This window comes from Nonomuraea sp. NPDC051191, from assembly GCF_044455665.1.
Classification (GTDB): Bacteria; Actinomycetota; Actinomycetes; order Streptosporangiales; family Streptosporangiaceae; genus Nonomuraea.
Genome location: NZ_JBITEZ010000006.1, coordinates 375,661 through 401,518, shown reverse-complemented (window position 1 = coordinate 401,518; position 25,858 = coordinate 375,661). Strand labels below are relative to the sequence as shown.

Below are 25,858 nucleotides of genomic sequence, written 5' to 3'. Positions count from 1 at the left end.
GCTAGGACCGCCCTTCGGTGAGGATCGCGACGACGACGGGGGCGGGCAGGCCGTTCACCCGGGTGGCGAGCGTGGCCACGGTCACGCCGCCGCCGGTCAGGACCACCCAGCCGTCGGACCCGGCCCTGTCCACCGCGAGCGGCACGTCCGTCCCGTCCGCCGTCCCCGCCGCCGTTCCGGCGGGTGCGGTGGTCCGCAGGCAGGTGAGCGCGGCGCGGATGCGGGCGCGGGCGGTGCCCGCGTCGTCCCCGCAGGCCGCGGCGATCTCACCGGCGAGCGTGTCCCGGCCGCCGTCCCGATCGTCACCAGGGTCAGTGGGGGTGACGGTCTCGACGGCGCAGGACACCGGCCCGGGGGCCGCCACGCACACCGCCAGGCCCGGCACACCGGCCGACACCGTCCGCACAGCCTCCACCGCACTTCCGGCCACACCGCCCGCCGCACCGGGTACGGCCAGCCGGGCCGCGGCCAGGTCGCCGGCGCCCTCGCCCGGCTCCACGGCGACCGCCACCCGCGCGCCCGTCAGGTCCTCCAGCGTGCGCTCCAGGTACGGGCCGAGCAGCGGCGCGGCCCACGGACCGGCCCCGCCCTTCTTCCGCACGGCCTGCAGCCGCAGCCCCTCCCAGCGCTCGACGACCTCGCCGTCCTTCGTCCGCACCGCGACGTCGTAGACGTAGGCGTCGCCGTCCCTGGACCGCTCGGAGGCGCAGTAGCGCACCTCGTCCGCGCCGGACAGCGCGGCCCCGGCCGGGTGGACGCGTTCGATGCCGGTCGGCAGCAGGGTGGCGTCGGGCACGCACACCTGGTTGCCGTGCATCAGCGCGTCCCGCATGCCGGGGTCGCCCAGGAGCAGGTCCGGGGGCAGGAACCCGGCGAACCAGTCGCACTCCTGCGCCACCTGGAGGTCGGCGTCCACCTCGCGGGCCGCGGCCCGGTGGTAGCGGCGCAGCCGCTGGAAGCGCCTGCCCTGGAAGAGCACCTCGCCGTAGAGCTGGGTGTCGGGGTCCAGCGCGACCGGCGGCAGCTCGTCGCCGGCCTGCTCGGGCGGGCCCGCGGGCGCGGCCCCGGCGTCCAGGCGCAGCACGGCCGTGAAGTGGTCGACGTCGAAGCCGGTCTCCTGGCTGCGGATGGCCACGGCGACCGTGTCGTGCCCGGTGACCGCCGCCGCCACCCGGAGCGTGGTGCTCCCGTCGGGCGGCACGATGATCGGCCGGACGAACTCCGCCTGCTCGACGACGGGCGCCCCGGGACGGCCGGTGGCCGCGTACGCCACCTGGGCCATGGCCTCCAGGCCGAACACCGCCGGGAACAGCAGGTTGCCGTCCAGCAGGTGATCGGCCAGGTACAGGTCGGTCCCGGCGTTCACCTCGACCTCGCTGACCAGCTCCACGCCGTGGTAGCGGACCAGCGGCGCGCCGACGAAGCGCAGCAGCGGCAGCTCCGGCTCCTCGCGGCGCACGGTGTGGATGCCCTCGGTCCGCCCGCTGATCACCACCACGCCGGGCGCGTCGGGATCGCTCACCAGGCGGCGCATGATCTCCACGCCCCGGTCCACCGGGATCGGCGTGATGCCCTGCTCGACCAGCCGGTCCACGACCGACAGCCGCTCGCCCATGCCGACCTCGGACCAGACCGACCACTCCATGCAGATCGCCCGGCAGCCGGGGTGCCGCTCGCCCGCCTCGCGGGTCAGGTCGGCCAGCCACTCGTTGGCGGTCGCGTAGTGGCCCTCGCCGTGCAGGCCCGCCCGGCCGATGATGCTGCCGAACGTCACCAGCAGCCGCAGCCGTCCCGGCTCGACCGCCTCCAGCACGTTGCGCAGACCGTCCACCTTGGGGGCGAACGTGCGGCGGAAGGCGTCCATGTCCAGCCCGGCGACGCCCTCGGGCTCGTTGCGCCCGGCGCCGTGCAGCACGGCGGTGACCGGCCCGAGCGCCTGCTCGGCCTCGGCCACGGCCCGCCGCACCTGGGCGGCGTCGGTGACGTCGGCCCTGGCGTAGTGGACGGTGAGCCCGGTCCCGGCCATGCGCCGCAGGTTCGCGGCCAGCTCCTCGTCCTGGGCGGGGTCGGAGCGGCCGAGCACGGCCACCTTGGCCCCACCGGCCGCCCCACTCGCCATGGCCATGGCGCACTCGGCGGTGATGCCCTTGCCGCCGCCGGTCACCAGGAGCACGTCGGAGCCGGTCAGCGGCTCCTCCGTCCGCTCCTGCCGGTACGGCAGCGCGCGCAGTGTCGGCACCCGCCGCGTGCCGTCGGCGTCGTAGTGCACCTCGCAGAACGCCGCCGTGGCGGCCGCCTCGGCGGCTACCCAGGCGGCGGCCTGCGGCGCGTCGTGCGGCAGGTGCACGACCGTGGTGGGCACGCCGCTCTCCAGATGGAGCGTCTTGGCCAGCCCCGCCGCGCCCCGGCCGTGCTGGACCACGACGAACCGGGCGCCCGGCCCGCCGGCCAGGGCCGCCTTGGCGCCGAGCAGCGCCTGCTCCAGGTCGTCGGCCGCGCACCGCGCGGGTAGGCACACCAGGACACCGGAACCGATCTTCTCCCCTTCGAGTGCCTCGCGCAGCGGCCCCGCCAGGGGCGCACCGGCGGGCGCGAACACCTGCCACGACCCCGCGCGCTCCTCGGCCGTACGCCGGGGCCGCGGCTGCTCGTCCAGGTCCACGGCGAACGGGCGCACCCACGGCGCCGCGCCCGTCACGCCCCGCGCCGACTGGGCGCGCGGCTGCGCGGCCAGCCGGTCCAGGGCCTCGCCCAGCTCCTGGAGCGTCGCGGTGGCGACGTTGGCCGGCGCCATGCCCGCGGGCACGCCCAGATGCTGGGTGGCCTGGTCGATGATGTGCATGACGGTGACCGAGCTGAGGTGCAGCTCGTCCAGCGGCTTGCTGTCCTCGGTCACCATCTCCAGCGGCAGCTCGGCGCGTTCGGCGGCCAGCCGCCGCAGCAGCTCGACCGTCGACTCGCCCGGCTTGGCCGCCGTCCCGCCGCCCTGCTCGGCCGCCCGCTCCGCCGGCTGCGGGGCGGCGGCCTTGACGCGCACCTGCGGCGCCTGCTCGGCCGGGCTGGTGAAGAACGAGAACACCGCGCCGATCTCCAGCGGCTTGACCAGCCGCCCGTGGAACAGCTCCTCGCAGGCGACGGGCACGCCCGCCACGTGCGCGGCGCCGGCCACGCCGAGCAGCCCGGCCAGCGACTCGCCGTCGGTGTCCAGCGCGACGGCCGGCACATCGGTCAGCTCGGCCGCCAGCCTGCTGAGCACCCGGCCGGGGCCCACCTCGACCAGCAGGTCCACGTCCGCGGCCAGCGAGCCCAGCGCCTGGGCGAACCGTACGGGGGCGGTGATCTGCCGGTGCAGCAGCTCCGGGACGTCGGTGCCGGGAGCCAGGTCGCCGCCGGTGACGGTGGAGACGACGCGGCGGGCGACCGGCCCGAACCGCTCCTCCGCCAGGTAACCGGCCAGCGCCTCGGCCGCCGGGGCGACCAGGGGCGAGTGGAAGGCGTGCGAGACGTTCAGCCTGGTCCAGGTGAACCCGGCGCGCTCGGCCAGGCGGCCGGCCTCCTCCACCGCCGCCACCGGTCCGGCGACGACGGTCTGGAGCGGCCCGTTGTACCCGGCGATCACCACCGGCAGGTCGCCCACCAGCGCCGGCACGCTCTCCGGCGCGGCCCGCACGCCGGCCATCGTGCCCGGCTCGCCGCGCTCCCGCATCGCCCTGCCGCGCTTGGTCGCCACGCGCAGCAGCGCGTCCTCGTCCATCGCGCCCGCCCAGTGCAGGGCCGACAGCTCGCCCAGGCTGTGCCCGACGGCCGCGTCCGCCTCGATGCCGAGCAGCGACAGCGCCCGCAGGCCCGCCATCGAGCCGGTGACGATGCGCGGCTGGGCGATCTCGGTGGCCGCCATGTCGCCGTCGGCGGGAAGGGCGGCGGTGGCGTACACCTCGGCTACGTCGGGGAAGCGCCTGGCCAGCGCGCCGCCGTCGGTGCCGCGGCCCGAGCCCTGCCCGGGGAAGAGGAAGCCGATCCTCGGCCGGGCCGAGGCGCGGCCCGCGAACGCCTTGCCGTCGGGGGTGGACAGGGTGTTCTCGCCGGACTCCAGCACCGTCAGCACGCGGGTGAGCTGCCGTACGGCGTCGTCGGGCGAGGAGACCACGACGGCCGCCCGGCACGGCAGACCGCGCAGCCGCCCGCGCAGCGTGGCGGCCAGGTCGGCGAGCTGGCCGTAGGACACCTTGGGCACGAAGGCGAGCAGCTCCGACACCAGGCCGCGCAGCTCGTCCCAGGAGCCGCCGTCCAGCAGGAACAGCTCGGCGTCCTGCGCGGCGGCGGCCAGCGCCTTGACGCGGCTGGACGCCCGCCGCCGCGGGCCGGTGTTCTCCAGCACCACGTGCGTGTTGATGCCGCCGAAGCCCATGGCGGTCACCGCGGCACGCAGCGGCGCGCCCTGCGGCCACGGCTCGGCCGTGCGCAGCACCCGCAGCGTGGCGCCCTCGTCGGTGAGCACCTGGTGCGGGTCGACGCAGCCGATGGTCGGCGGCAGCACCTGCTCGTGCACGGCCATGGCCGCCTTGATCAGGCCCGCCACGCCCGCGGCCGCCTTGGCGTGGCCGATCATGCCCTTGATCGAGCCGACCGCGGCCGGCCGCGCGGCCGACTCCCTGGCCCGCGACAGCGCGGTCAGCTCGGTCGCGTCGCCGAGCGCCGTGCCCGTCCCGTGGCCCTCGAACAGCTCGACGGTCTCGGGGCCGAACCCGGCCTTGTCGTAGGCGCGGCGCATCGCCAGCAGGTAACCGCTCACCTCCGGGCGGGTGATCCCGCCCTTGCCGTCGGAGGAGACGCCCCAGCCGGCGATCGTGGCGTAGATCCGCCGCCCGGCGGCCAGCGCGTCCTCCTCGCGCATCAGCACGACGATGCCGCAGCCCTCGCCGGGCCAGAACCCGTTGGAGTGCCGGTCGTACAGGCGGAAGTCGCTCTTGGCCAGCGCGCCGGTCTTGGCGAACCCGATCACCTCGAACGGGTCGATGGACAGGTCCACGCCGCCCGCGAGGGCCACGTCCACGTCGCGGTCGGTCAGTGCCTTGCCGGCCGTCACCACCGACAGCAGGGACGAGGAGCAGGCCCCGTCCACGGTGTAGCCGCCGCCGTTGAGGTCGAAGTGGTTGCAGATGCGCCCGGCGATCGTGTTGGACAGGCCGCCGGCCAGGGTGTCCTCGTCCACCGGCGGGAAGGGGCTCTTGTAGGACTCCTCGTAGTCGGCCAGGAACGCGGCCAGGCGCTCGTCGTCCCAGCCCTGGTCCTTCAGGGCCGCGGCGAGGGTGCGCCGCACGTACGGCCAGCGCAGCCGCAGCACGTTGGCCCGGGTGAACTCGCCGGTGAGCGTGTTGCCCACGACGACGCCGGTGCGCTCGCGCGGCAGCCCCTCGCCGTCGGCGAACCCGGCGTCGGCCAGGGCCCGGCCGGCCATGTCGAGGGCCAGCCAGTGGGCCAGGTCGGTCGACCGGTACGTGCTGCCGGCGATCTTGTGTGCCACCCGGTCGAAGGCGTAGCCCTCGATGACCGCGGCGGTCTTGGCGTAGAAGCGGTCCGGCGCTGCGGGATCGGGGTCCCAGTAGTCCTCCAGCCGCATGCGCTCGTCCGGGAGCCGGCGGAAGGCGCGGCGGCCGGCCACCGCGTTCTCCCACAGCTCCCTGGGCGAGGCGGCGTCCGGGTACCGGCAGGCCATGCCGACGATCGCGATCCTCGTCATGCCTTCGCGACCTCTTCCCGCGCGTGCTGCAGCGCCTGGGCGGCGGCTGCGCTGACCCTGGCGGCGTCGAGCTCGCGCGCCTTGTTCACGATGTGCAGCGCCCACAGGAAGCCGCCGCGGATCAGGCAGACCGCCGCCGTGGCGAAGAAGATCCCGTACGGGATGTTCATGCCCATGAGCAGGCCGTACACCACGGCGACGCCGCCGCCGAAGGCGACCTGGGACAGCGGTCTGGACGGGCTCGTGCCCGGGTCGGTGATCATGTAGTTGGTGAACAGGATGAACGCCACCCCGGTCATCATCGACAGCCCGCCGAGGATGGAGATGTCGTCGATGATCAGCCCGCGCACCACGGCCTGGAGGGCGAAGACGCCCACCCACCCGCCGATCAGCCACATGCGGCCGGTCAGCTTGCCGTTGATCATCGTGCCGCCGATGATGATGATCCCCGGGATGATCCAGTCGATCGGGTTGTCGACCTTCTCGGTGAAGTGGTACGGCGGCGCGATGCTGGCCCACGGCAGCAGCAGCAGGATGATCGCGATGCCGAAGTTGGACGGGTTCATGAAGTGCCGCATCCGCCCGCGCACCGGCGCCTTGAGCACCCACTTGGCGCCCACGGCGACGGTGACGCCGAACATCATGACCAGCACCTGGTCGTTGACGTAGATCAGCATGTTGAGCGCGATGGAGGTGATGTGCGCGGGATACAGGAACTCCATCAGCCCGCGCGGCCCGTTGCCGAGGAAGCGCGGCGCGCGGCCCTCCTGGCGGGCGCCGATCACCTCAAGGATGATCTCCACGGTGTAGCCGGTGGCCAGCGCCACGAACGGCCACGACCACGGCTGCTCGAACCCCAGCACGGTGTAGCCGAGGATGTTGAAGATCGTGATCGAGATCGCGAACCGGCGCAGCGCCGTGATCACTTTGGGATCGTGACGTGGCGGGGTGATCGTCTTGTCGGCCATGCCGTCACTTCTCCTTCGCTTGCGAGCCGAGCTGGAGGGTGTGCCAGCCGGGGGTGAGCGTGAGCTCCTGCTGGTGCCGCTGCCCGGCGCGGTCGCGCCAGTTCAGCTTCACCCGCACGGGGCCGGTGACGTTCGCGCCGAGGCCGATGTGCACCGCGTGCGCGCGCTTGCCGGAGTGGCCGCTGCCGCCGTCCACGCGGCCCATGAAGGAGCGGCCGTCGGGCGTGGTGGCGGTCACCGTCGCGCCGATCACCGGCGAGCCGGCGGCGGGCAGCGGGCCGGCCGCGGAGGGGCTGTCGTACTGCAGGCGCAGCCCGAGGAACGCGTTCGCCGAGCGGCTGGTGTTCAGGTAGAAGGCGGGGGCCTCCCACTGGCGGGCCACCGCGAAGTCGATCAGGCCGTCGCCGTTGACGTCCCCGGTCGCGATGCCGCGCGTCGGCACGGGCACGGCCAGGCCGAGCTGCTCCGACAGGTTGGCGTAGCGGCCGTCGGGGCCCTTGGCGAAGAAGGCCAGCGTCTGCGCGCCGGCGATGTCGGCGCCCTCGGTGACGTTCGGCCACGACTTGGGGTTGCTGGTCACGCCGTCGTTGGCGGCGGCCAGCTCCTGCAGCGGCGGCCAGCGGTTGACGTCGCCCTTGATGAACCCGGTCGCCTGGACGATCTCGTTCTCGCCGTCGTTGTCGAAGTCCTCGATCTTCGGGTCCCAGCCCCAGCCGGACCAGGCGGTGCGCAGCTCGGCGCTGAGGTCCTTCCACGGCGCCTCGCCCTGCCGCAGCTTCTCGCGCAGCTCGGCCTGGGTCTTGACGGTGGACAGGAACGTGAAGTTGCTCTCCTGGATGCCGTACGGGGTGGTGATGTTGCTGACGAAGAAGTCGAGCACGCCGTCGCGGTTGAGGTCGCCGGCGTCCGAGCCCATGCCCTTGAAGGAGTCCTCGCCGAGCACCTTCGACTTGGGCACGCCGATCTCGTGCGTCCCGATGGTGGGGGAGAACTTGATCGTGCCGGGGGTGGAGACGTTGTAGAGCAGGTGGTCGGGCCCGAAGTCGTTGTTCAGCAGCAGCTCGGGCAGGCCGTCGCCGTCGAGGTCGGCGCTGGTGGCGCCCAGCTCCCAGCCGGTGGAGACGTCGGAGGGCAGCACGCCGTCCAGGCGGGTGAAGCCGCCGTTGCCGGTGCCGCGGAAGAAGTAGTCCCGGCCGCCGTTGAGGGCCTTGGACAGCGAGTGGTTCATCTGCACGCCGCCGTCCACGCGGCTGTCGAGGATCGGGCTGCCGTCGGGGAAGTAGTTGCCGACGAAGATGTCCTGCTTGCCGTCACCGTCGAAGTCGGCGACGGTCGCGACGTTGCTGTTCCACAGCTCGCCGGTGTACTTCGCGCCGCCGGAGTTGGGCACCAGCTCGGCCGCGTCGAAGGCGGCGGCCTCGAACCGGGACGCCGTGGGCCGTTGCAGGTGCAGCGTGGGCGTCCGGCCCCACCAGTAGACCAGCAGGTCGGTGCGGCCGTCGTCGTTGTAGTCGGCGGGGACCGCGCCCATGGGCGCCATCGCGTCGGTGACCGGCAGCGAGCCGAGCGACAGCGCGAACGGCCGGTACCGCTCGCTGCCGCCCTCGACCGGCGCCGGCGTGACGACCACCTGGTCGGTACGCGGGTCCACGATCACCAGGTCGTCGTCCCTGCCGTTGCCGTCGAGGTCGTTGAGCGCGATCGCGGCCCCCACGGAGGAGATCCAGGCGTCGATGTGCTTGTAGGCCTGGTTCACCTTGCGGACGGTCTTGGCCGGGCCGCCGCCCGGCATCGCGATGCTCAGGGGCTTGAAGCCGTACGCGCCGGCCATCCCGGCCTTGGTCGCGTCGGAGGCGAAGGTGGGGTGGCCGATCGCGAAGACGGCGATCATCAGCGCGAGTGCGGCGACGCCCGCCGCCTGCTTGCGCAACCACGCGGCTACCGAGGTCACGAGGGAACACCTCCATGGAAGACGAACGTCTCGGCGATGCGCCGGCGCCACCCCTCATAGGCGGGCGGCTTGTCATGCGATGTCGCGGTGGGACGGGTCGCGCGGCTCACCTCGGCCGCCTGCTCCGCCGTGGTGCCGCAGAGAACGCCCACGGCCGACTCGGTGTGCGGGAAGAGCAGCCCGGCCCGGATCCTGGCCTCGGCGGCGAACACGCTGCCCTGGGCCAGCGGCCCCTGGTGCGGTCCGGCGCGCTCGCGCAGCCACCGCAGCTCGGCGTCGTCGGCGCCGCCCGCGTAGGTGGCGGCCAGGCCGATGCCGGCGTAGAGGTCGGCGTGGCGGGACTCGGGGAACCGTTCGAGCAGCGTGACCGCCCGCTCGGCGCTGGTGCCGGCGACGAACCACAGGGCGCGGCCGATGCCCTGGTCGAGGGCGTGGGCCGCGTACTCCTCCTGGCCGGCCGGCCAGGAGAAGCGGGCTTCGCGCACCTGCTGGTGCACGTACCGGTCGGTGTGGAAGTAGGCCTGGTGGAAGCCGTACCCGTCGTGGACCAGCCACAGCAGCAGCGGGTCCAGCAGGCCGGGCTTCGGCCACAGGAAGCGGGGGAGCCGGGCCATGGCCCAGCCGATCCCCACGTAGACCATGTAGTTGTGGTGGTGGCCGCGTCCCTGGAGGAAGGCGTTGACCCGGCGCAGATTGCCGAAGGTCATGCAGTCCAGGATGGCGAAGCCCATGCCCGCGCCCTCGTAGGCGAAGCCGCGGAAGCGGGCGGGCACCTCTTCGAGCCGGTCCTCGGCCTCGGCGACGGTGCGCGACTCCACGGCGTAGGCGTAACCGGCGAGAAAGTATTCGCCGACCGTCTCCAGTATTTCGGTGGATGCCGCGTTCTTCACCCAGAAGCCGCGCGTCTCGATTTTCGTCTCGCTGACGTCCGGCACCAGAATTTTGCGTCTGAGCGACCGCAATGCGCTTGCCAATTGAGCCTCCGCCGCTTATAGCCCGAACAATTCAATTTCATTGACACATGCCGCCCGGTGGCCGGACAACTTCGGGTTTGCTCAGCTCGGAGGGTCATTTTTGGGCGTGCGAAAGCGAATGACGTGCTTATTCGGGGACGCCGGTCAGCGGGACGGTACTTCGGCCTCGGCCGCGAAATGCGCGCGCACCCTTCCGCGCCACAGCTCGTAATCCGGGACGCGTTCCGACGTGCCCGCGGCGACTTCGCTGTCGTCGGCGAGCGCGACCGCGCCGGAAACGTCGAGCCCGGTCAGCACCGCGCCCGTGGCAGCCGAATGCTCCGGGACGAACCCCGAGTAGTCCCGGGCCTTGGTCGCGAACACCGACCCCTGGGCGAGCTCGCCCCGGTGCTGCCCGGCCTCCTCGCGCAGCACCGCCGCCGCGCCCGCCTCGCACCCGGCGAACGTGGCCGCCAGCCCGACCCCGCTCCACAGGTCCGCCTGCCGGCCCGGGGCGAACGCGCGCACCGCCGCGGCCACCTCGCCCGGCCTGCCGCCGTGGATGAACCACAACGCCCGGCCGACGCCCTGGTCCACGGCGCGCGGGAAGTAGGCCGCGTCGCCCTGCCAGGGGTAGGGGTCGGGCACCTGCTGCCCGTCCACGTGGCGGCGGGTGTGGAAGTAGGCCAGGTCGAAGCCGTACCCGTCCACGGCCAGCCAGCTCATCGTCGGGTGGTACGGGGTGTCGCTCAGGTCCGGCAGCACCTTCTTCCACAACACCCGCGGCAGCCGGGCCATGGCGAAGCCGATGCCGATGTAGGCCAGGAAGATGTGCGGCTGCCCGGGGCCCGTCAGCAGGTCCCGGGTACGCCGTCCGCGCCCGCCGCCCATGGCGTCGAGCACGGTGAAGGCCATCGTCGCGCCCTCGTAGGCGAAGCCGCGCTGCTCGACGTCCACCAGGGACAGCCGGCGCTCGATCTCCCACTGGTCGCGGACGTCGATGCCCCACTCGAAGCCGCACACGACGGCCTGCGGGATGGCCTCCAGGCGGTCGGTGAGCGCCGAGGGGACGACGGGGAAGCCGCGTGCGCCGAAGGTCACGTCGGCCAGGGATGGCGCCAGCACGAGCCGGCGCAGCGAACCGAGCAGAGACGACATGGTGTGCTCCTCCTCCAGGAACGTGAAGACCCCGCCTGCGAACGGCCCATGCGCGGGCCCGGGGACGGCCGTCCCCGGCGGGGGAGTTGGGGGCACGTCCCGCCCTGGCGGACGACGGGTCCGCTTCAGGATGCGGCCGGACCGGCGCCACGGGCATGTCGCAAAGTGCGCGATCGGCGCACGGGGGTCAGCTCGCCCAGGCCGCCAGCCGCCAGTCGCCGCCTCCGCCGGGCAGCGGCCTGCGCACCAGGACGGACGGGTCCGACCAGGCCGACGCCTCGCGCTCGGCCGCCTCGGCCAGGCGGCGGAAGACCGCCGCGACGACCGCTTCGAGTTCTTCGGGGGTCGCCTGCCCCCGCACCACGGTGAGTTCCATGCCTTCGACGCTCGCCCGCGGGCCCACACGCCCGCAACTTCCTGCATGCCCGGTGCACACGCCCGAGCCCGGTCCGGCGACGAAGGCCCGCCCCGTGCCCCCGTCCCGCACCCCCGCCCCTGCCCCCCCGCCCCCTACCCCCGGCCCCGTGCCCCCTGCCCTGCCTCTGCTCAGGGGGCAGGAAGGGCGGGGGCCGGGATGCGGGTGGTCAGGGTTGGGTGGTCAGGGTCGCGCCTGGTCGTCGAACTCCACCACGAGCGGGAGGTCGGCCCGGCGGCGGATGTTCAGCTTGCGGTAGGTGCGGGTCAGGTGCTGCTCGACGGTGCTGATCGTGATGTAGAGCTTGGCCGCGATCTCGCGGTTGCTGTAGCCGGCCGCCGCCAGCGCCGCGACCCGGCGCTCGCCGACGCTCAGCACGCCGATCAGATCCCCCGGCAGGGGGGAGGACGCGCCGTCCGCGTCCGCGGCCCGGCTGAGCGCGCTGATCATCGGCTCGGCCCCGCACTCCAGCGCCGCCGCCTGCGCCCGTCCGGCCACCGTGCGGGCCCGCCGGTACTCGCCCAGCGCCTCGTACGCCTCCACCAGGTCGAACAGCGCCCTGGCCAGCTCGTACCGGTCGCCGGCGAGCTGGAGGTACTCCACCGCCTGGCGCAGCAGCGCCGGACGGCGGGCCGGCTCGGAGACGGCCGCCTTGAGCCGCATCCCGATGCCGCGCCCCCGGTAGGCGCCGGGGCCGCAGCCGTCCAGGTGGGCCTTGATCAGCTCCCTGGCCTCCTCCGTCTGGCCCATCCGCAGGCACGCCTCGGCGGCGTCGGCCTGCCAGGGGATCAGCGCCGGGTTGTTCAGCCCCCAGGCCGTCACCAGCTCGCCGCAGCGCAGGAAGTCGTGCAGAGCCGGGACGAAGGACTCGCCGGCCAGGTTGTAGCGGCCGCGGGCGTACAGGTAGTGCAGGCCGTAGCGGGTCTGGAACATGGCCTCGGCGACCGGCCGGTCCAGCGGGTCGCGCACGGCCTCGTGCCGGCCCATCGCGGTCAGCGCGATGACCAGGCTGGCCAGCGGGCCGCCGATGGCCACGCCCCAGCTGCTCATGGGGATCGTGTCCAGCGCGATGCGGGCGTGCCGCTCGGCGGCCGGCATGTCGCCCTGGCGGATCGCGATCTCGGCCCGGATGGCCGCCAGCCGGGCCCGGCGGCTGGGCGCCTGCCGGGCCGCCGCCTCGTCGCCGAACAGGTCGCACAGCGGCGCGGCGCGCTCGCAGCGCCCGGCGTAGGTGAGGGCGAGCAGGGAGTTCTCCACGACGTCCAGGGACATCTCGTCCAGCCGCTCGCCCTCCAGGATGCGCTCGACGGCGTCGAGGTTGTGCTCGCGCGGGCCGTGGGTCAGCACTTCGGCCAGGGCGAGCGTGGACTCCAGCCGCCGGTTGACGGCGACCGACACCATGCCGGCCAGGATGTGCTCGCGGGGCGGGTTGGCCACGTAGGCGGCCAGCGGCGGGCACGTCACGCGCAGCCAGAGCTGCGCCACGACCAGCTCGGCCAGCGTCGCGTGGTCGGAGGCCGACGCCTCCTGGTTGAGCTGCTCCAGCACGTCGCGGGCGTCCTCGAAGCGGCCGTGCCACAGCAGCGCGCGGGCCAGCACGACGGCGTCGCTGCCGTGCAGGCTGCCCTTCTGCAAAGCCTCGGCGAGCTGGTCCAGGTGCCCGGCGGGGGCGGCCGGGTTGATCCGCCACTCCGCGCGTACGAGCATGGTCATCAGCTTGGAGCGCTGGAGCTCGTCGGTGCACTCGCGCCAGGCCAGCTTCAGGTAGGCCACCGCCGACTCCACCTCGCCCTTGCGCAGCGCGGCCAGCGCGGCCTCCTCCAGCGTGGGCACCACCCACGGCGCCTCGACCCTGGCGGCCTGGAGCAGGCGGTCGGCGACCACGCCGGGGCGCACGCCCCGCGTGTAGGCCAGCTCGGCGGCGCGGCGGTACAGCTCCTTGCGCTCGGACAGGTCCATGCCGGCCAGCACCGCCGAGCGCACCGCCTCGTGACGGTAGCCGCCGCCGCGCAGCAGGCCGGTCGCGCCGATCGTGAGCAGCTCCCTGCTCACGTCCACGGCGGGCAGTTCGAGCATCTCGGCCAGCCCGTCGGCCTCGCCGAGGATGGCCAGGCCCTGCGCCACCCGGACCGTACGCGGGTGGCTGCGCCGCAGGCACGTCTCGACCGCCCGGACGAACCGGTCGCCGACGACCAGCTCGCGCGGCGGCGCCTCCACGGCCCGCAGGTGCTGGCGGTAATCGGCGGCCAGCTCACCGGCCAGCAGCGGGTTGCCGCCGCTGATCGTGTGCCACTCGTCGGCGAACCGCTCGGTCGCGCTGAGCCCCACCTGGCCCGCCACCAGCGCGGCCACGCCCCTGCGCGACAGCGGGGCGAGCTGCAGGCGCAGGCAGTGCGGCAGCCGCAGCAGGTCGGTCTCCAACGGCCCGTCCGTGCCCTGGCGGTCGTTGAGCGCGAACACCGCCACGATCCGCGCGTTCCGCACCCGCCGCGCCAGGTAGGCCAGGCAGAGCAGGGAGGTGCGGTCGGCGTGGTGCACGTCGTCCACGACGACCACCAGCGGGCAACGTTCGGACAGGTCGAGCAGCACCGTGACCAGCGCGTGCACGACCTGCGGGTCGAGCAGCCGCTCGGCGTCGGCGTGCGCCGCGGTCGCGGTCCGCACGCCCTCCGCCAGCAGCTTCTCCGAGCGCTCGCGCTCCTCCTCGACCAAGGGGGCGTCCTGGATGAGCTGGCGGAGCAGGCCGAGCTGCAGGTCCTGCTCCATGCGCGATCCTGTCGCCGTCACCGCGAGCGCGCCCAGCTCTATGGCCTGTTCGGACAGCGTGCGCAGCAGCGCGCTCTTGCCCGTCCCGGCGGGCCCGCCGACCAGCGCGACCCGTCCACGGCCGAGGATGGCGTTGGCGACGAGCGACTCCAGGCAGGACATCTCCTCCTGCCGTTCGATGAGAGTCATGGCCGTCTCCCCACATGTCGTGTTGCGCTCACGCTAGGCCGGGGCGGTATTCGATCTCTATCGTCCCGCCATCTGGCGCCGGTTCCTGGCCGGGCGCCGGCGTCCCGCCTCGGGAAGGGGCAGGCCGGAGGCGGGGGCGGCGGGCGGCCGGCCCTCGCGGCGGGCGCGGGCCAGGGCCGCGCCCACGGCGGCCAGGGCCGCGGCCCCGGCCTCGGGCCCGGCGCCGGCGCCCCACGCCGTGCCGCCGTCCAGCCCGCACCGGGCGTAGACGGCCACCTCGCCGCCGGTCGCGCCGGTCGCGCCGTCGAGGTGGTGCACGGCGCGGACCCGGACGCCGGCGGCCTCCAGCGCCGCGCGCAGCGCCGCCACCGTGGCCGAACGGGCCTGCCCGTACGTGCCGTCGTCGACGTACAGCGTGGCCACCGCCCCGGCCGGGTCACCGACGGGCGCCGCCCTGTACTCCTCCTCGAACAGCCGCCTGATCCGCTCCGGCTCGACCTCGCCCTGCCCGGCCTCGGCCATCGCCTGGACGGCCCGCGCCAGCTCGATCTGCAGCCCGCGCGGCAGCGTGATCCCGTACCGGGCGTTCAGCAGGTACGCCGGGCCCGCCTTGCCCGACTGGCTGGTCACCCGGACCACCGCCTCGTAGGTGCGTCCCAGGTCCCGCGGGTCCACCGGCAGGTACGGCACCTCCCACGGCAGCTCCGCCGGATCCCGCCCGGTACGGGCCGCCTCCCGGTCCATCGCGTCGAACGCCTTCTTGATCGCGTCCTGGTGCCCGCCGGAGAACGCGGTGAACACCAGGTCGCCCCCGTACGGGTGCCGCGGCGGCACCGCGAGCCCGGTGCACTCCTCGACGACGCGCCGCACCCGGTCGAGGCCGGAGAAGTCGACGCCGGGGTCGACGCCCTGGGTGGCCAGGTTCAGGCCCAGCGTGACCAGGCAGACGTTGCCCGCCCGCTCGCCGTTGCCGAACAGGCAGCCCTCGACGCGCTCGGCGCCGGCCATCAGCGCCAGCTCCGCCGCCGCGACCCCGGTGCCGCGGTCGTTGTGCGTGTGCACCGACAGGCAGACGTGCTCGCGGTGCGGCAGGTTGCGGTGCAGCCACTCGATCTGGTCGGCGAACACGTTGGGGGTCGAGCGCTCGACCGTGGTGGGGAAGTTCAGGATGATCGGCCGGTCGGGGCCCGGCTGCCAGACGTCCATGACGGCCGCGCAGACCTCCAGCGCGAAGTCCGGCTCGGTGTCGTGGAAGTGCTCAGGCGAATACTGGAACCGGACATCGCCCTCTTCAAGCAATTTATCGGCATATTTCATGACCAGTCGGGTGCCTTGGACTGCCAGATCCTTGCACTCGTCCCGGTTCATCCCGAACACCAGCCGCCGCGCCACCGGCGAGGTCGCGTTGTAGAGGTGGATCGTCGCCCTGGGCGCCCCGATCACGCTCTCCATCGTGCGTTCGATCAGTTCGTCGCGCGCCTGGGTCAGCACGGTCACGCACACGTCGTCCGGGATGCGGTCACGCTCGACCAGGAGCCGGACGAAGTCGTGGTCGTCCTGGCTGGCCGCCGGGAAGCCGACCTCGATCTCCTTGTAGCCCATGCCCACCAGCAGGTCGAACAGCACCAGCTTGCGTTCGGGGTCCATGGGCCTGGGCAGCGCCTGGTTGCCGTCCCGCAGGTCGGTGGACAGCCAGCGCGGCGGCGCGGTGAGCACGGCGTCCGGCCACGCGCGGTCGCCGAGCGGCATCCGCGGGAAGGGGCGATAGCGGCTGATCTTCATGTCCGGCCTCACTGTCCTTCAGCTGAGCGATCCGAAATAGACGGTCGAGAAATACGGCGAGATCAGGACCACGATGTTGTTCACGGCCGTCTCGTCCACCATGCGGAAGGTGACGACGATCTCCGGATAGGCCGGCCGCAGCCCGAGCCCGACGAAGTACGGGTCGGTGGCGAACACGATGCGGTAAAGGCCGCGGTCGAGCAGGCGGTCGGCCCATGCGCTGACCGATCCGTCCTGATCCGTACGGGTCTCGGCTTCGAGCACCCACTGCCCGTCGGCGTCATGGTCGAGGCGTACGTGCAGATCAGCCGCCCCCCGGCCGTAGACGGCGTCCTGGGCTTGCACCGCTATTCCCATCGAACCTCTCCGAGTGGTCCGCGCGGGCCCTCCGCGCACGTGGCCACCCGGACGGCGACAGCGTCGCGCCGCCCGGGCTCGCGCCCAGGCTGGCGTCGCCTGCTATTCGCCGGACCTCCGGCCGCTATCGCCGCGCTATCGCCGTCCGATCGCCGTGCGATCGCAGATGAGGCGTTCTTCTTATTTTGCGCTATCCCGGCTATCGCCGGCGGGGGCCGGGATCGGTGTGCACAGCGTCCAACGTGCGCTGATGGCCGGTGAAAAGGAGATGGATAAAGCGTGAATTGCGGACCGTGTGAGCGTCCATTCCGAAGCCGCGAACAAGACCGCGGTAATCACACGGAGGTAGATCGAAATGACCGCGACCACCGCCATCACCGCCCGCGTCCGCCTCGCCCTCGCCCTCGTGCTCGCCGCGCTCGCCGGCTTCGCGGCCATCGCCGCCGCCCCCGCCCCCGCGCACGCCGTCCCGTCCGCCGTCCAGCACGACGGCGTCAACGGCACCATGGACTGGCCCTGGGGTCTGATCGAGGGTGTCTTCCAGGACTGACGGCGACAGGGAACCCGTATCACCCTGAAACGATCCAAAACTGGCCACATACCCAAGGGCGTTGTACCATCCACCCAACCATGGCAGAAACTTTTGAGGGGTAAGCACCAATTACGCCGCTCATCATGGCAAACACGCCCGGATTCCGGTCGCGTCGGGAAAGATCTCCGACCGAGGGCGGTGATTTGTTTGAGGGGATGCGGGTGGAGTTTCGCGTGTTGGGTGCGCTCGAGGTCACTGCGAGCGAGAGACAGCTCGATCTGGGCGGGGCGCGGCAGCAGATCGTCCTCGCCGTCCTGATCCTGAACGCCAATCACTCGGTCACTCTGGACCGCCTCGTCGAGGCGATCTACGACGAGGACCCGCCGGCCACGTCGCGCGCACAGGTGCAGATCTGCATCTCCGCGCTCAGGCGCCTGTTCAGCGCCCACGGCCATCCCGAGATGATCGTCACCACCCGGCAGGGCTACATGTTGCGCGCCCCCGCCGACGCGATCGACGCACGCCGTTTCGAGAGCCTTGTGAGCCGGGCCCGCAAGGCCAGGGACGGCCGTTCCTTCCCCGAGGCCATCCAGCACTACCGCGAGGCGCTGGCGTTATGGCGCGGCCCGGCTTTCGACGGCATCGACAGCAGGGCCGTGCAGGCGCTGGCCAGCGGCATCGCCGAACAGCGCGTCACCGCCAACGAGGACTGCGTCCAGCTCGAACTGGACCTCGGCCGCCACCACGAACTGGTCGGCGAGCTGGCCGCGCTCGTGCAGGAACACCCGCTCAGGGAGGGGCTGGCCGCCCAGCTCATGGTCGCCCTCTACCGCTCCGGACGCCAGGCCGAGGCGCTGCAGGTCTACCGCGACGCCCGCCGGGTGATCGTCGAGGAACTGGGCATCGAGCCCAACGAACGCCTTCAGCAGCTCGAATCGGCCATCCTCACCTCCGACGAGAGCCTGGAGGCCCAGCCGCCCGCCGCGGTGGCCCCGCCCGAGCCGCCCGCCCGTCCGCCCGCGGTGCCGGGCATGCTCCCCTCCGACATCGCCGACTTCATCGGGCGGCAGGCGCAGCTCGACGTCATCAGGCAGCGGGTGACCGTCCCCCTGGCCGGGGACGGCCGCTTCGCCGTGCCCATCATCGCCGTCGCCGGACGGGCCGGGATCGGCAAGACCACGATCGCCGTGCACGCCGCGCACAGCGTCGCCGCGCACTTCCCCGACGGCCAGCTCTTCGCCGACCTGCACGGCGGCGTCTCCCGCCCGGTGCACCCCATGCAGGTGCTCGACCGGTTCCTGCGGGCCTGCGGCGTGCAGGGGACGGCGCTGCCCGACACCCTCGGCGAGCGCGCCGAGCTGTACCGCATGCTGCTGGCCGACCGCAGGATGCTGATCGTGCTCGACGACGCCGCCGCCGAGAGCCAGGTGCTGCCGCTGTTACCGGGCAGCCCGACCTCGGCCGTCATCACCACCAGCCGGACCCGGCTCGGCGGCCTGGCCGGCGCCACCCACGTGGACGTCGACCTCTTCGACGCCGCCCAGTCCGTCGAGCTGCTGTCGCGCATCGCCGGGGCCGAACGCGTACGGGCCGAGCCGGAGTCGGCCGCCGCCCTGGCCGAGCTGTGCTGCTTCCTGCCCCTCGCGCTGCGCATCGCCGGCGCCCGCCTGGCCTCACGCCCCCACTGGGCCGTCGAGCAGCTCGTGGACCGGCTCGGCGACGAGGCCCGCCGCCTGGACGAGCTCAAGCACGGCGACATGGGCATCAGGGCCAGCCTGTCGCTCACCTACGACGCGCTCAGCGAGCAGGCCCGCCGCCTGTTCCGCCGCCTGGCCATCCTGCACTCGCACATCTTCTCCGCCTGGACCGGCGCCGCCCTGCTCGACCGGCCGCTGGCCGACGCCCAGGACCTCTTCGACGACCTGGTCGACGCCCAGCTCATCGAGGTCGCGGGCGCCGGCAGGAACGTCAACGTCCAGTACCGCTTCCACGACCTCGTCCGCGTCTACGCCCACGAACGCCTGGCCGCCGAGGAGCCGCCCCCCGAGCGCACCGCGGCGCTGGCCCGCGTGCTCGGCGCGCTGCACCGGCTCACCGAGACCGCCAGGACCCGCGAGTACGGCCCGCCCGCCGGCCCCCACCTGAGCCCCGCCCCCGACTCGCCGCTCCCGGCCGAGCTGGTCGAGCGGCTGATCGCCGACCCGATCGGCTGGTTCGAGCGCGAGCGCCACGTGCTGCTCGCCGGCATCCGCCAGGCCGCCCAGGCCGGGTTCGTGGAGCTGTGCTGGCGTACCGCCATGAACGCCGAACCGTTCTTCGAGCTGCACGTCTACCTCGACGACTGGCGCGAGATCCAGGAGATCGCCCTGGAGGCCGCCCGCCGGGCGGGCGACGAGCGCGGCCAGGCCGAGATGTTGTGCGTCCGCGGCACGCTGGCGCAGACCGAGCAGCACTTCGGCGAGGCCCGGCGCGACTTCGAGGCCGCCCTGACGCTGTTCGAGAAGATCGGCAACGTCGTGCAGATCGCCCGGTCCCGGCGGAACCTGGCGTTCCTGGAACGCATGAACGGCCAGCTGGAGGCCGCCGCGACGCACCTGGAACAGGCGCTGGCCATCTTCACCGACATCGGCGACCAGATCTCGGCCGCGCACACGCTGGACAACCTGGCCGCCATCAGGTCGGAGTGCGGCGACATCGACGACGCCAAGATCATGCTCGCCGAGGCGCTGGTCCGCGGCAAGAGCGGCGGCAGCCGGCGCATCATCTCCCAGATCCTGCACCGGATGGGCCGGGTGCACCTGCAGGCCGAGGAGTTCGCGCTGGCGGCGGGCGCGTTCGAGGAGGCGCTCACGCTGGTGGAGGAGATCGGCGACACCGTCGGCGAGTCCTTCGCCCTGCACGGCCTCGGCATCGCCCACCTGCGCAGGGGACGGCTGCGCGAGGCCGCCGACCTGCTGCGCCGGGCGCTGGCCGTGGCCGAGACCGCCCGCCACCGCCTGGCCGAGGCGCACGCCCTGGCCGGGCTGGGCGAGCTGGCCGTCACCGCGAACGAGCCCGGCGACGCGATCGGCCGCCTGCGCAAGGCGGTCACGCTGTTCCGCCAGATGCGCGCGCCGCTGTTCGAGGCGCAGACGCTCACGATGCTGAGCGAGGTGCTGGTCGCCCTCGGCGACGCCAGCGCGGCGGAACGGGCGCTGTCACGGGTGCACGAACTGGCCGACGCGGTCGACGAACGGGCTGGTCAGCGGCTGCGCGACAACCTGTCCTCGGCCGCCGGGCTCGTGGAGGGCATCGGGTAGCCCGCGGCCCTCCGGCGTCATCCCGCACTGTCAGAGATGCCCGCGGGGGTCCGCCGTTGGGATTCTGGCGAGCATGAAGGCTCTGGTGCTGTCCGGCGGGTCCGGCACCCGCATGCGTCCCTTGAGCCACTCCATGCCGAAGCAGCTCATCCCGATCGCCAACAAACCGGTCCTGGAACACGTGCTGGAGAGCCTGCGCGCGCTCGGCGTGACCGAGATCGGCCTCGTGGTCGGCGACAGGGAGGCGCAGATCGCCGAGGTCGTCGGCGACGGCTCACGGTTCGGGACGCGCGTCACCTACATCCGCCAGCTCCGCCCGCTGGGGCTGGCCCACTGCGTCAAGCTGGCGCGACCCTTCCTCGGCGGCGACGACTTCGTCATGTACCTGGGCGACTGCGTCCTGGCAGACGGGATCGGGCCGATCGCCGAGGAGTTCCACGCGTTGCGCCCGGCCGCCCAGATCGTGGTGCACCGGGTGGCCGACCCCCGGCCGTTCGGCGTCGTCGAGACCGACGAGACCGGCGCGGTGCTGCGGGTGGTGGAGAAGCCGGAACGGCCGCGCAGCGACCTGGTCATGACCGGCGTCTACTTCTTCACCCCGGCCGTCCACGAGGCGGTGGACCGGATCGTCCCCGGACGCCGGGGCGAGCTGGAGATCACCGACGCCGTCCAGTGGCTGCTGACCTCCGGCCAGGAGGTCAGGGCCAGCCTCTACCGCGGCTACTGGAGCGACGCCGGCCGCGTCGACGACGTCCTGGAGTGCAACCGGCGGCTGCTGGCCCGGCTCTCCCGCGACATCGCCGGCCACGTGGACGCCGCCAGCCTGGTACGCGGCGACGTCGTGCTCGGCCCCGGCGCGCGGGTGGTCGCCTCCGTCGTCGAGGGACCGGCGATCATCGGCCCGGACACCCTGATCGTGGACAGCCACATCGGGCCCGGCACCTCCATCGGACGCGACTGCGTGGTGCGCTCCACCCGCCTGTCCGACTCCATCGTGCTCGACGGCGCCTCGATCGTGGCCGCCAGCGGCCTGCGCGGCTCGCTCATCGGGCGCTACACCACCGTCGCTCCCGGCCGCAGCGACCACCGTCTCGTGGTCGGCGACCACACGCGGATCGAGCTGACCACATGAACCCAGGGAACAAGGAGTGAGGACGTGACCGACGACGGCGCCCCGCGCGCGGGGCGGAAAGAGTGGCTCGGGCTGGTGGCGCTGTTCCTGCCCACCATGCTCGTGGCCCTGGACATCAGCGTGCTGTTCCTCGCGTTGCCGCACCTCAGCTCCGACCTGGGCGCGGACGCCACCCAGCAGCTGTGGATCACCGACATCTACGGCTTCATGACCGCCGGGTTCCTGGTCACCATGGGCTCGCTCGGCGACCGGATCGGCCGCCGGCGGCTGCTGCTGGCCGGCGGCGCGGCCTTCGGCCTGCTGTCGCTGCTGGCCGCCTTCTCCACCAGCCCCGAGATGCTGATCCTGGCCCGCGCCCTGCTCGGCGTCGCCGGGGCCACGCTGCTGCCCTCGACGCTGTCCCTGATCGGCGTCATGTTCCGCGACCCCCGGCAGTTCGGCCTGGCCATGGCCGCCTGGGGCACGGCCTTCATGCTCGGCATCGCGCTCGGCCCGGTGGTCGGCGGCGCGCTGCTGGAGCGCTTCTGGTGGGGATCGGTCTTCCTGATGGGCGTGCCGGTCATGCTGCTGCTGCTCGCGGCGGCCCCGCTGCTGCCGGAGTTCCGCGACCCCGCCGGCGGGCGGATCGACCTGGTCAGCGTCGTGCTGTCGCTGGGCGCCATCCTGCCGCTGATCTACGGGCTCAAGGCGGTCGCCCGCGACGGCTGGGGCGCCGGTCCCGCCGTCGCGGTCACCGCCGGGCTGCTCATGGCCGCGGTGTTCGTGCACCGGCAGCGCGCGCTGACCCACCCGCTGCTGGACGTGCGGCTGTTCCGCCACCGCGCGTTCACCGCCGCCGTGCTGATCGGGCTGCTGTGCGGGGCGCTGCAGACCGGGACCGGGATGGAGGTCGCGCTGTTCCTGCAGACGGTCGAGGGCATGTCGCCGCTGGAGGCCGGGCTGTGGCTGCTGGGGCCGGCCGTCGCGCTGATCGTCTCGATCAACCTCACGCCGCGGCTGGCGAGCCGGGTACGGCCCGCGTACCTGCTGGGCGGCGGCATGGTGATCGCGGTGGTCGGGCAGCTCCTGCTCACCCAGGTCGTGGTGGGCGCGGTGACCGCGCTGATCGTCTTCCTGGGCGTGTGCTACTTCGGCGTCGGCCCGGTCGGCGGCATGATCAACCAGGTGGCGATGAGCACCAGCCCGCCGGAGAAGGCCGGCTCGGCCGCCTCGCTGGTGGCCACCGGCGGCGAGTTCGGCGTCGCGCTCGGCGTCGCGACCCTGGGCAGCCTCGGCACCGTGGTCTACCGGGGCGCGTTCACCCCGCCCACCGGCACCCCGGCGCTCGCCCAGGACGGCATCACCGGCGCGGTCGCCGTGGCCCGGGACCTGCCCGCCGACCAGGGCGCGGCGCTGCTCGGCGCGGCCCGCGAGGCGTTCACCGCCGGGCTGCACGCGGTCGCGTGGGCGAGCGCCGCCCTGTGCGCCGTGCTGGCCGTGCTCGCGCTGGTCCGGCTGCGCGGCGTGGCGCCCTTCGCCGGCGTGCACGACGGCCACCACCAGCCGGACCAGGAACCCGTCCTGGTGGACTGAGCGCACACCAAGGACTGAGCGCACACGAAGGCGGGCCCGGGGAACCGGGCCCGCCTTGGTCCTGCGAAGGGTCAGTCCAGGCCGAAGCGGGCGCGGGACAGCTCCCGGTTGGCCAGGGCCCCCAGGTAGATCGCGAACCCGGCGTGGCTGTGCGTGGTGGACATGTCCCGCCAGATGCGCTCGATGCGCTGCCCGTCCCGGACCGCGCTCGAACCGGCCGTCGGGAACAGGCAGCCCTCGACGGCCCGCCAGGCCAGGCGGGCGACCTCGCGGCTGATGGTGGCCAGGCGCACGTCCCGCTCCCTGGTGAACGCCTCCGGGCCCGCCGCGCAGGTCCGGCTCCACTGCTGGACGGCGTTCGTCAGGGCCGCCTCGGCGGCGGCGAGCATGCCGGCGGCCTCGCCGTACCAGGACTGGTAGTCGGGGTCCTCGGCGCGGGTGGTGAACGGCGGGAAGATGGTCGTCCTGGTCCGCATCAGCTCCTCGTAGGCGTCCAGGGCGCCCTGGGCCATGCCCAGCACGACGGCCGCGCTGCCGAGCAGCATGACGCTGAGCGGGCCGCCGCCGTACTCGGGGTTGCCGTGCAGCTCGCGGCCGGGGGTGCCGCCGGTGACGACGGCCTGGCTGAGGTGCAGCGGCAGCGTGAGATGGCCGGGGACGCGGCCGCCGTCCATGACGATGCTGTGCGAGCCGCTGCCCTTCAGGCCGAGCTGGCCGCCCCAGTCGTCCAGCCGGCGCCACTGGTCGCGCGGCGCGGTGAACAACATGGGCTGCCCGTCCACGACGACGTGACCCATGAAGTGGGTCGCGTACGGGGCACCCGAGCAGTAGCTCCAGGTGCCGTCGAGCAGCCACCCGCCCTCGCCGTCGGGACGGGCGGAGCCGCCGGGCGCGACCGTGGCCGGGCAGATGAAGTCCCCGCAGGCGAACAGCTCGCTCTGGGCCCGCTCGCCGAACAGCGTGGCGACCGCCAGCGTGTGCGCCGAGCCGAAGGAGTACATCCAGCCGGTGGACGGACATCCCCGCGCGAGCGTCATCGACACCCGCATGAAGGTCTCCACGCCGAACTCGTAGCCGCCGAAGCGGCGGGGGACCAGGATGCGGTAGAAGCCCGCCCTGGCGAACGCCTCGTGGGTGTCGGGTGCGTAGTAGGTGCGCCGTTCCGTCTCGGCCTGGCGCTCGACCAGGGCGGGCACCATGGCCTCGGCCCTGGCGACGATCTCGTCGGGGGTGAGTCCGGGCTCGGGCGGAGCCACGGGGGCGTGGGTGACGGCTGTCATGCTGCGCGAACCCTTCGTCTCGGGTTTTCCCCCAAGACTCGCCCGGCCCCGGTGACCTTCGCATCTCCGTGCGTGCCCGGCAACCCCGCACGCCGGAAGATGCGCCGCGCAACCGGCGAATGGGACGTTCAGGGAGCAGTGTCCCGACTGACGTCCCGGGAGGACATGGTGTTGATGACAGGTGCTCCGGCGCGGGAAGACCTCGTCCGCCGCGCGACGGAGGCAGGCCCTGTCCTGCGCAGGAACGCGGCCTGGGCGGAGGAGAACCGCAGGCTGCACGAGGAGACGATCGAGGCGCTGGCCGAGGCCGGCGTCTTCAGGCTGCGGACCCCGCGCCGCTACGGCGGCGCCGAGGCGGACACGCGCACCCTGGTCGAGGTCGCCGCCGAGCTGGGCCGCGCCGACGGCGCCGCGGCGTGGACGGCCTCGGTCTACTGGATCCCGACCTGGATGGCCGCCCACTTCCCCGAGGCCGTCCAGGACGAGGTGTTCGCCACCCCCGACGTGCGGATCTGCGGCACGCTCAGCCCCACCGCGATGGCCGTGCGCGCCGAGGGCGGCATCGTGGTCAACGGCAAGTGGGGCTTCGTCAGCGGCGCGCACCACAGCCACTGGCAGGAGATCGTGGCCGTCGTCGTGGGCCCGGACAGCGAGCCCGAGCCCGTCATGGCGCTGGTCCCCATGAGCGACCTGGTCGTCATCGACGACTGGCACACCTCCGGCCTGCGCGGCACCGGCAGCGTCAGCACCGTGGCCCAGGACCTGTTCGTCCCCGCCGAGCGGGTCATGCCGCTGGGCGCGATCCTCCAGGGACAGCACGCCGACGACGTCAACGCCGGCTCCCCGATCTACCGCTCGCCGCTGCTGCCCGTGGCCGCCGCCTCCTCGGTCGGGACCGTGCTCGGCCTGGCCAAGGCCGCCCGCGAGGTCTTCTTCGAGCGGCTGCCCGACCGCAAGATCACCTACACCGGGTACGCCAGCCAGAGCGCCGCCCCGCTGACCCACCTCCAGGTCGCCGAGGCCACCTTCAAGCTCGACCAGGCCGAGTTCCACGCCCACCGCCTGGCCTCGACCGTGGACGCCAAGGACACCGCCTCCGCCCAGTGGACCATCGAGGAGCGCGTACGCGCCCGCGCCGACATGGGCGCCGTCTGCCGCCTGGGCAAGGAGGCCGTCGACATCCTGGCCACCGCCAGCGGCGGCTCCTCGATCTACAGCGACGTGCCCATCCAGCGCATCGCCCGCGACGTGCACGCGGTCAACCAGCACGCCCTCATGCACCCCAACACCAACGCCGAGCTGTACGGGCGGATTCTGTGCGGCCTCGAACCCGACACCCTCTACATCTGAAGGAGATCCCCATGACCACCGTGTCGGCCCCCGACCAGACCCTCGCCGTCGCCGCCCTGCCGCAGCAGATCATCGCCGCCTGGGCCGCCCACGACGCCGAGGCGTTCGCCGCCGTCTTCACCGAGGACGGCTCCATGATCCTGCCCGGCGTGTACCGCAAGGGCCAGGCCGAGATCCGCGCCTTCATGGGCCACGCCTTCGCCGGGCCGTACCAGGGCACCCAGGTCACCGGGCAGCCCATCGACCTGCGTTTCCTCGGCGAGGACGTCTGCCTGCTGACCACCGAGGGCGGCGTGCTGGCGGCCGGCGAGAGCGAGGTCGCCCCCGAGCGCGCGGTCCGCGCCTCCTGGCTGGCCGTCCGGCGCGACGGGCAGTGGAAGCTGGCCGCCTACCAGAACAGCCCGCGTGACTGAG

General features: G+C 73.3%; 16 protein-coding genes. 6 read left to right on the top strand and 10 right to left on the bottom strand.

Translation table 11 applies throughout. From position 1 onward, the window contains the following. Window position 1: 1 nt before the first annotated feature. The 9 genes from ACIA8R_RS19790 to ACIA8R_RS19750 all read right to left on the bottom strand — a co-directional run bounded on the left by ACIA8R_RS19790 (window position 2) and on the right by ACIA8R_RS19750 (window position 16,267). Complete coding sequence (locus tag ACIA8R_RS19790; protein WP_397039621.1) at window positions 2–5,740, bottom strand: type I polyketide synthase; 5,739 nt, start codon at window positions 5,738–5,740, stop codon at window positions 2–4. Next, entirely contained in the window at window positions 5,737–6,708 is a 972-nt protein-coding gene (locus tag ACIA8R_RS19785) for an enediyne biosynthesis protein (protein ID WP_357696685.1), read from the bottom strand. Before ACIA8R_RS19785 ends, ACIA8R_RS19790 begins: the two co-directional genes overlap by 4 nt. 4 nt (window positions 6,709–6,712) lie before the next feature. After that, complete coding sequence (locus tag ACIA8R_RS19780) at window positions 6,713–8,659, bottom strand: CRTAC1 family protein (protein WP_397039620.1); 1,947 nt, start codon at window positions 8,657–8,659, stop codon at window positions 6,713–6,715. Further along, on the bottom strand, window positions 8,656–9,633 hold the full coding sequence (locus ACIA8R_RS19775) for a DUF1702 family protein (protein ID WP_364087999.1): 978 nt from the start codon (window positions 9,631–9,633) through the stop codon (window positions 8,656–8,658). The genes ACIA8R_RS19780 and ACIA8R_RS19775 overlap by 4 nt, the downstream gene beginning before the upstream one ends. Before the next feature lie 144 nt (window positions 9,634–9,777). After that, the gene (locus tag ACIA8R_RS19770) at window positions 9,778–10,770 is read right to left on the bottom strand and encodes a DUF1702 family protein (RefSeq protein WP_397039618.1); all 993 of its coding nucleotides are present in this window, start codon (window positions 10,768–10,770) and stop codon (window positions 9,778–9,780) included. Between the two features lie 187 nt (window positions 10,771–10,957). After that, window positions 10,958–11,146 (bottom strand): acyl-CoA carboxylase epsilon subunit, encoded by a 189-nt coding sequence (locus tag ACIA8R_RS19765; protein WP_357696693.1) that lies wholly within the window; start codon window positions 11,144–11,146, stop codon window positions 10,958–10,960. Window positions 11,147–11,368: 222 nt separating this feature from the next. Beyond that, complete coding sequence (locus ACIA8R_RS19760) at window positions 11,369–14,140, bottom strand: AAA family ATPase (protein ID WP_397039616.1); 2,772 nt, start codon at window positions 14,138–14,140, stop codon at window positions 11,369–11,371. 57 nt (window positions 14,141–14,197) lie between these two features. Next, window positions 14,198–15,922, bottom strand: a complete 1,725-nt coding sequence (locus ACIA8R_RS19755) for a 2-isopropylmalate synthase (RefSeq protein WP_364087992.1) — start codon at window positions 15,920–15,922, stop codon at window positions 14,198–14,200. Window positions 15,923–15,940: 18 nt separating this feature from the next. Further along, window positions 15,941–16,267 (bottom strand): hydroxyisourate hydrolase, encoded by a 327-nt coding sequence (locus tag ACIA8R_RS19750; RefSeq protein ID WP_357696699.1) that lies wholly within the window; start codon window positions 16,265–16,267, stop codon window positions 15,941–15,943. Window positions 16,268–16,634: 367 nt separating this feature from the next. On the opposite strand from ACIA8R_RS19750, the gene ACIA8R_RS19745 reads away from it, so the two are divergent. The 4 genes from ACIA8R_RS19745 to ACIA8R_RS19730 all read left to right on the top strand — a co-directional run bounded on the left by ACIA8R_RS19745 (window position 16,635) and on the right by ACIA8R_RS19730 (window position 22,814). Continuing rightward, window positions 16,635–16,829: a hypothetical protein gene (locus tag ACIA8R_RS19745; RefSeq protein WP_364087989.1), complete on the top strand. Its 195-nt coding sequence runs from the start codon at window positions 16,635–16,637 to the stop codon at window positions 16,827–16,829. A 215-nt stretch (window positions 16,830–17,044) separates the two neighbouring features. Further along, window positions 17,045–20,110, top strand: a complete 3,066-nt coding sequence (locus tag ACIA8R_RS19740) for a BTAD domain-containing putative transcriptional regulator (RefSeq protein ID WP_364087987.1) — start codon at window positions 17,045–17,047, stop codon at window positions 20,108–20,110. Between the two features lie 73 nt (window positions 20,111–20,183). Beyond that, window positions 20,184–21,242: a glucose-1-phosphate thymidylyltransferase gene (locus ACIA8R_RS19735; RefSeq protein WP_357696706.1), complete on the top strand. Its 1,059-nt coding sequence runs from the start codon at window positions 20,184–20,186 to the stop codon at window positions 21,240–21,242. 24 nt (window positions 21,243–21,266) lie between these two features. Continuing rightward, window positions 21,267–22,814, top strand: a complete 1,548-nt coding sequence (locus tag ACIA8R_RS19730; protein WP_364087984.1) for an MFS transporter — start codon at window positions 21,267–21,269, stop codon at window positions 22,812–22,814. Window positions 22,815–22,885: 71 nt separating this feature from the next. On the opposite strand, the gene ACIA8R_RS19725 is transcribed toward ACIA8R_RS19730, so the two are convergent. Continuing rightward, on the bottom strand, window positions 22,886–24,094 hold the full coding sequence (locus ACIA8R_RS19725; RefSeq protein WP_364087982.1) for an acyl-CoA dehydrogenase family protein: 1,209 nt from the start codon (window positions 24,092–24,094) through the stop codon (window positions 22,886–22,888). Between the two features lie 174 nt (window positions 24,095–24,268). Here ACIA8R_RS19725 and ACIA8R_RS19720 point away from each other — a divergent pair, with 174 nt between their 5' ends. Together ACIA8R_RS19720 and ACIA8R_RS19715 are read left to right on the top strand one after the other, a co-directional pair. After that, window positions 24,269–25,444 carry an acyl-CoA dehydrogenase family protein gene (locus ACIA8R_RS19720; protein ID WP_364087980.1) on the top strand — a complete coding sequence of 392 codons (1,176 nt, stop codon included), beginning with the start codon at window positions 24,269–24,271 and terminating at the stop codon, window positions 25,442–25,444. An 11-nt stretch (window positions 25,445–25,455) separates the two neighbouring features. Continuing rightward, window positions 25,456–25,857, top strand: coding sequence for an SgcJ/EcaC family oxidoreductase (locus ACIA8R_RS19715; protein ID WP_357696714.1), 402 nt, complete (start codon window positions 25,456–25,458; stop codon window positions 25,855–25,857). Window position 25,858 lies beyond the last annotated feature (1 nt).

Bases quoted from the DNA above. Each gene is read 5' to 3' on its own strand.
- ACIA8R_RS19790 (WP_397039621.1), bottom strand. From the start codon at position 5,740: ATGACGAGGATCGCGATCGTCGGCATGGCCTGCCGGTACCCGGACGCC.
- ACIA8R_RS19785 (WP_357696685.1), bottom strand. From the start codon at position 6,708: ATGGCCGACAAGACGATCACCCCGCCACGTCACGATCCCAAAGTGATC.
- ACIA8R_RS19770 (WP_397039618.1), bottom strand. From the start codon at position 10,770: ATGTCGTCTCTGCTCGGTTCGCTGCGCCGGCTCGTGCTGGCGCCATCC.
- ACIA8R_RS19765 (WP_357696693.1), bottom strand. From the start codon at position 11,146: ATGGAACTCACCGTGGTGCGGGGGCAGGCGACCCCCGAAGAACTCGAA.
- ACIA8R_RS19760 (WP_397039616.1), bottom strand. From the start codon at position 14,140: ATGACTCTCATCGAACGGCAGGAGGAGATGTCCTGCCTGGAGTCGCTC.
- ACIA8R_RS19755 (WP_364087992.1), bottom strand. From the start codon at position 15,922: ATGAAGATCAGCCGCTATCGCCCCTTCCCGCGGATGCCGCTCGGCGAC.
- ACIA8R_RS19745 (WP_364087989.1), top strand. From the start codon at position 16,635: ATGACCGCGACCACCGCCATCACCGCCCGCGTCCGCCTCGCCCTCGCC.
- ACIA8R_RS19735 (WP_357696706.1), top strand. From the start codon at position 20,184: ATGAAGGCTCTGGTGCTGTCCGGCGGGTCCGGCACCCGCATGCGTCCC.
- ACIA8R_RS19725 (WP_364087982.1), bottom strand. From the start codon at position 24,094: ATGACAGCCGTCACCCACGCCCCCGTGGCTCCGCCCGAGCCCGGACTC.
- ACIA8R_RS19720 (WP_364087980.1), top strand. From the start codon at position 24,269: ATGACAGGTGCTCCGGCGCGGGAAGACCTCGTCCGCCGCGCGACGGAG.
- ACIA8R_RS19715 (WP_357696714.1), top strand. From the start codon at position 25,456: ATGACCACCGTGTCGGCCCCCGACCAGACCCTCGCCGTCGCCGCCCTG.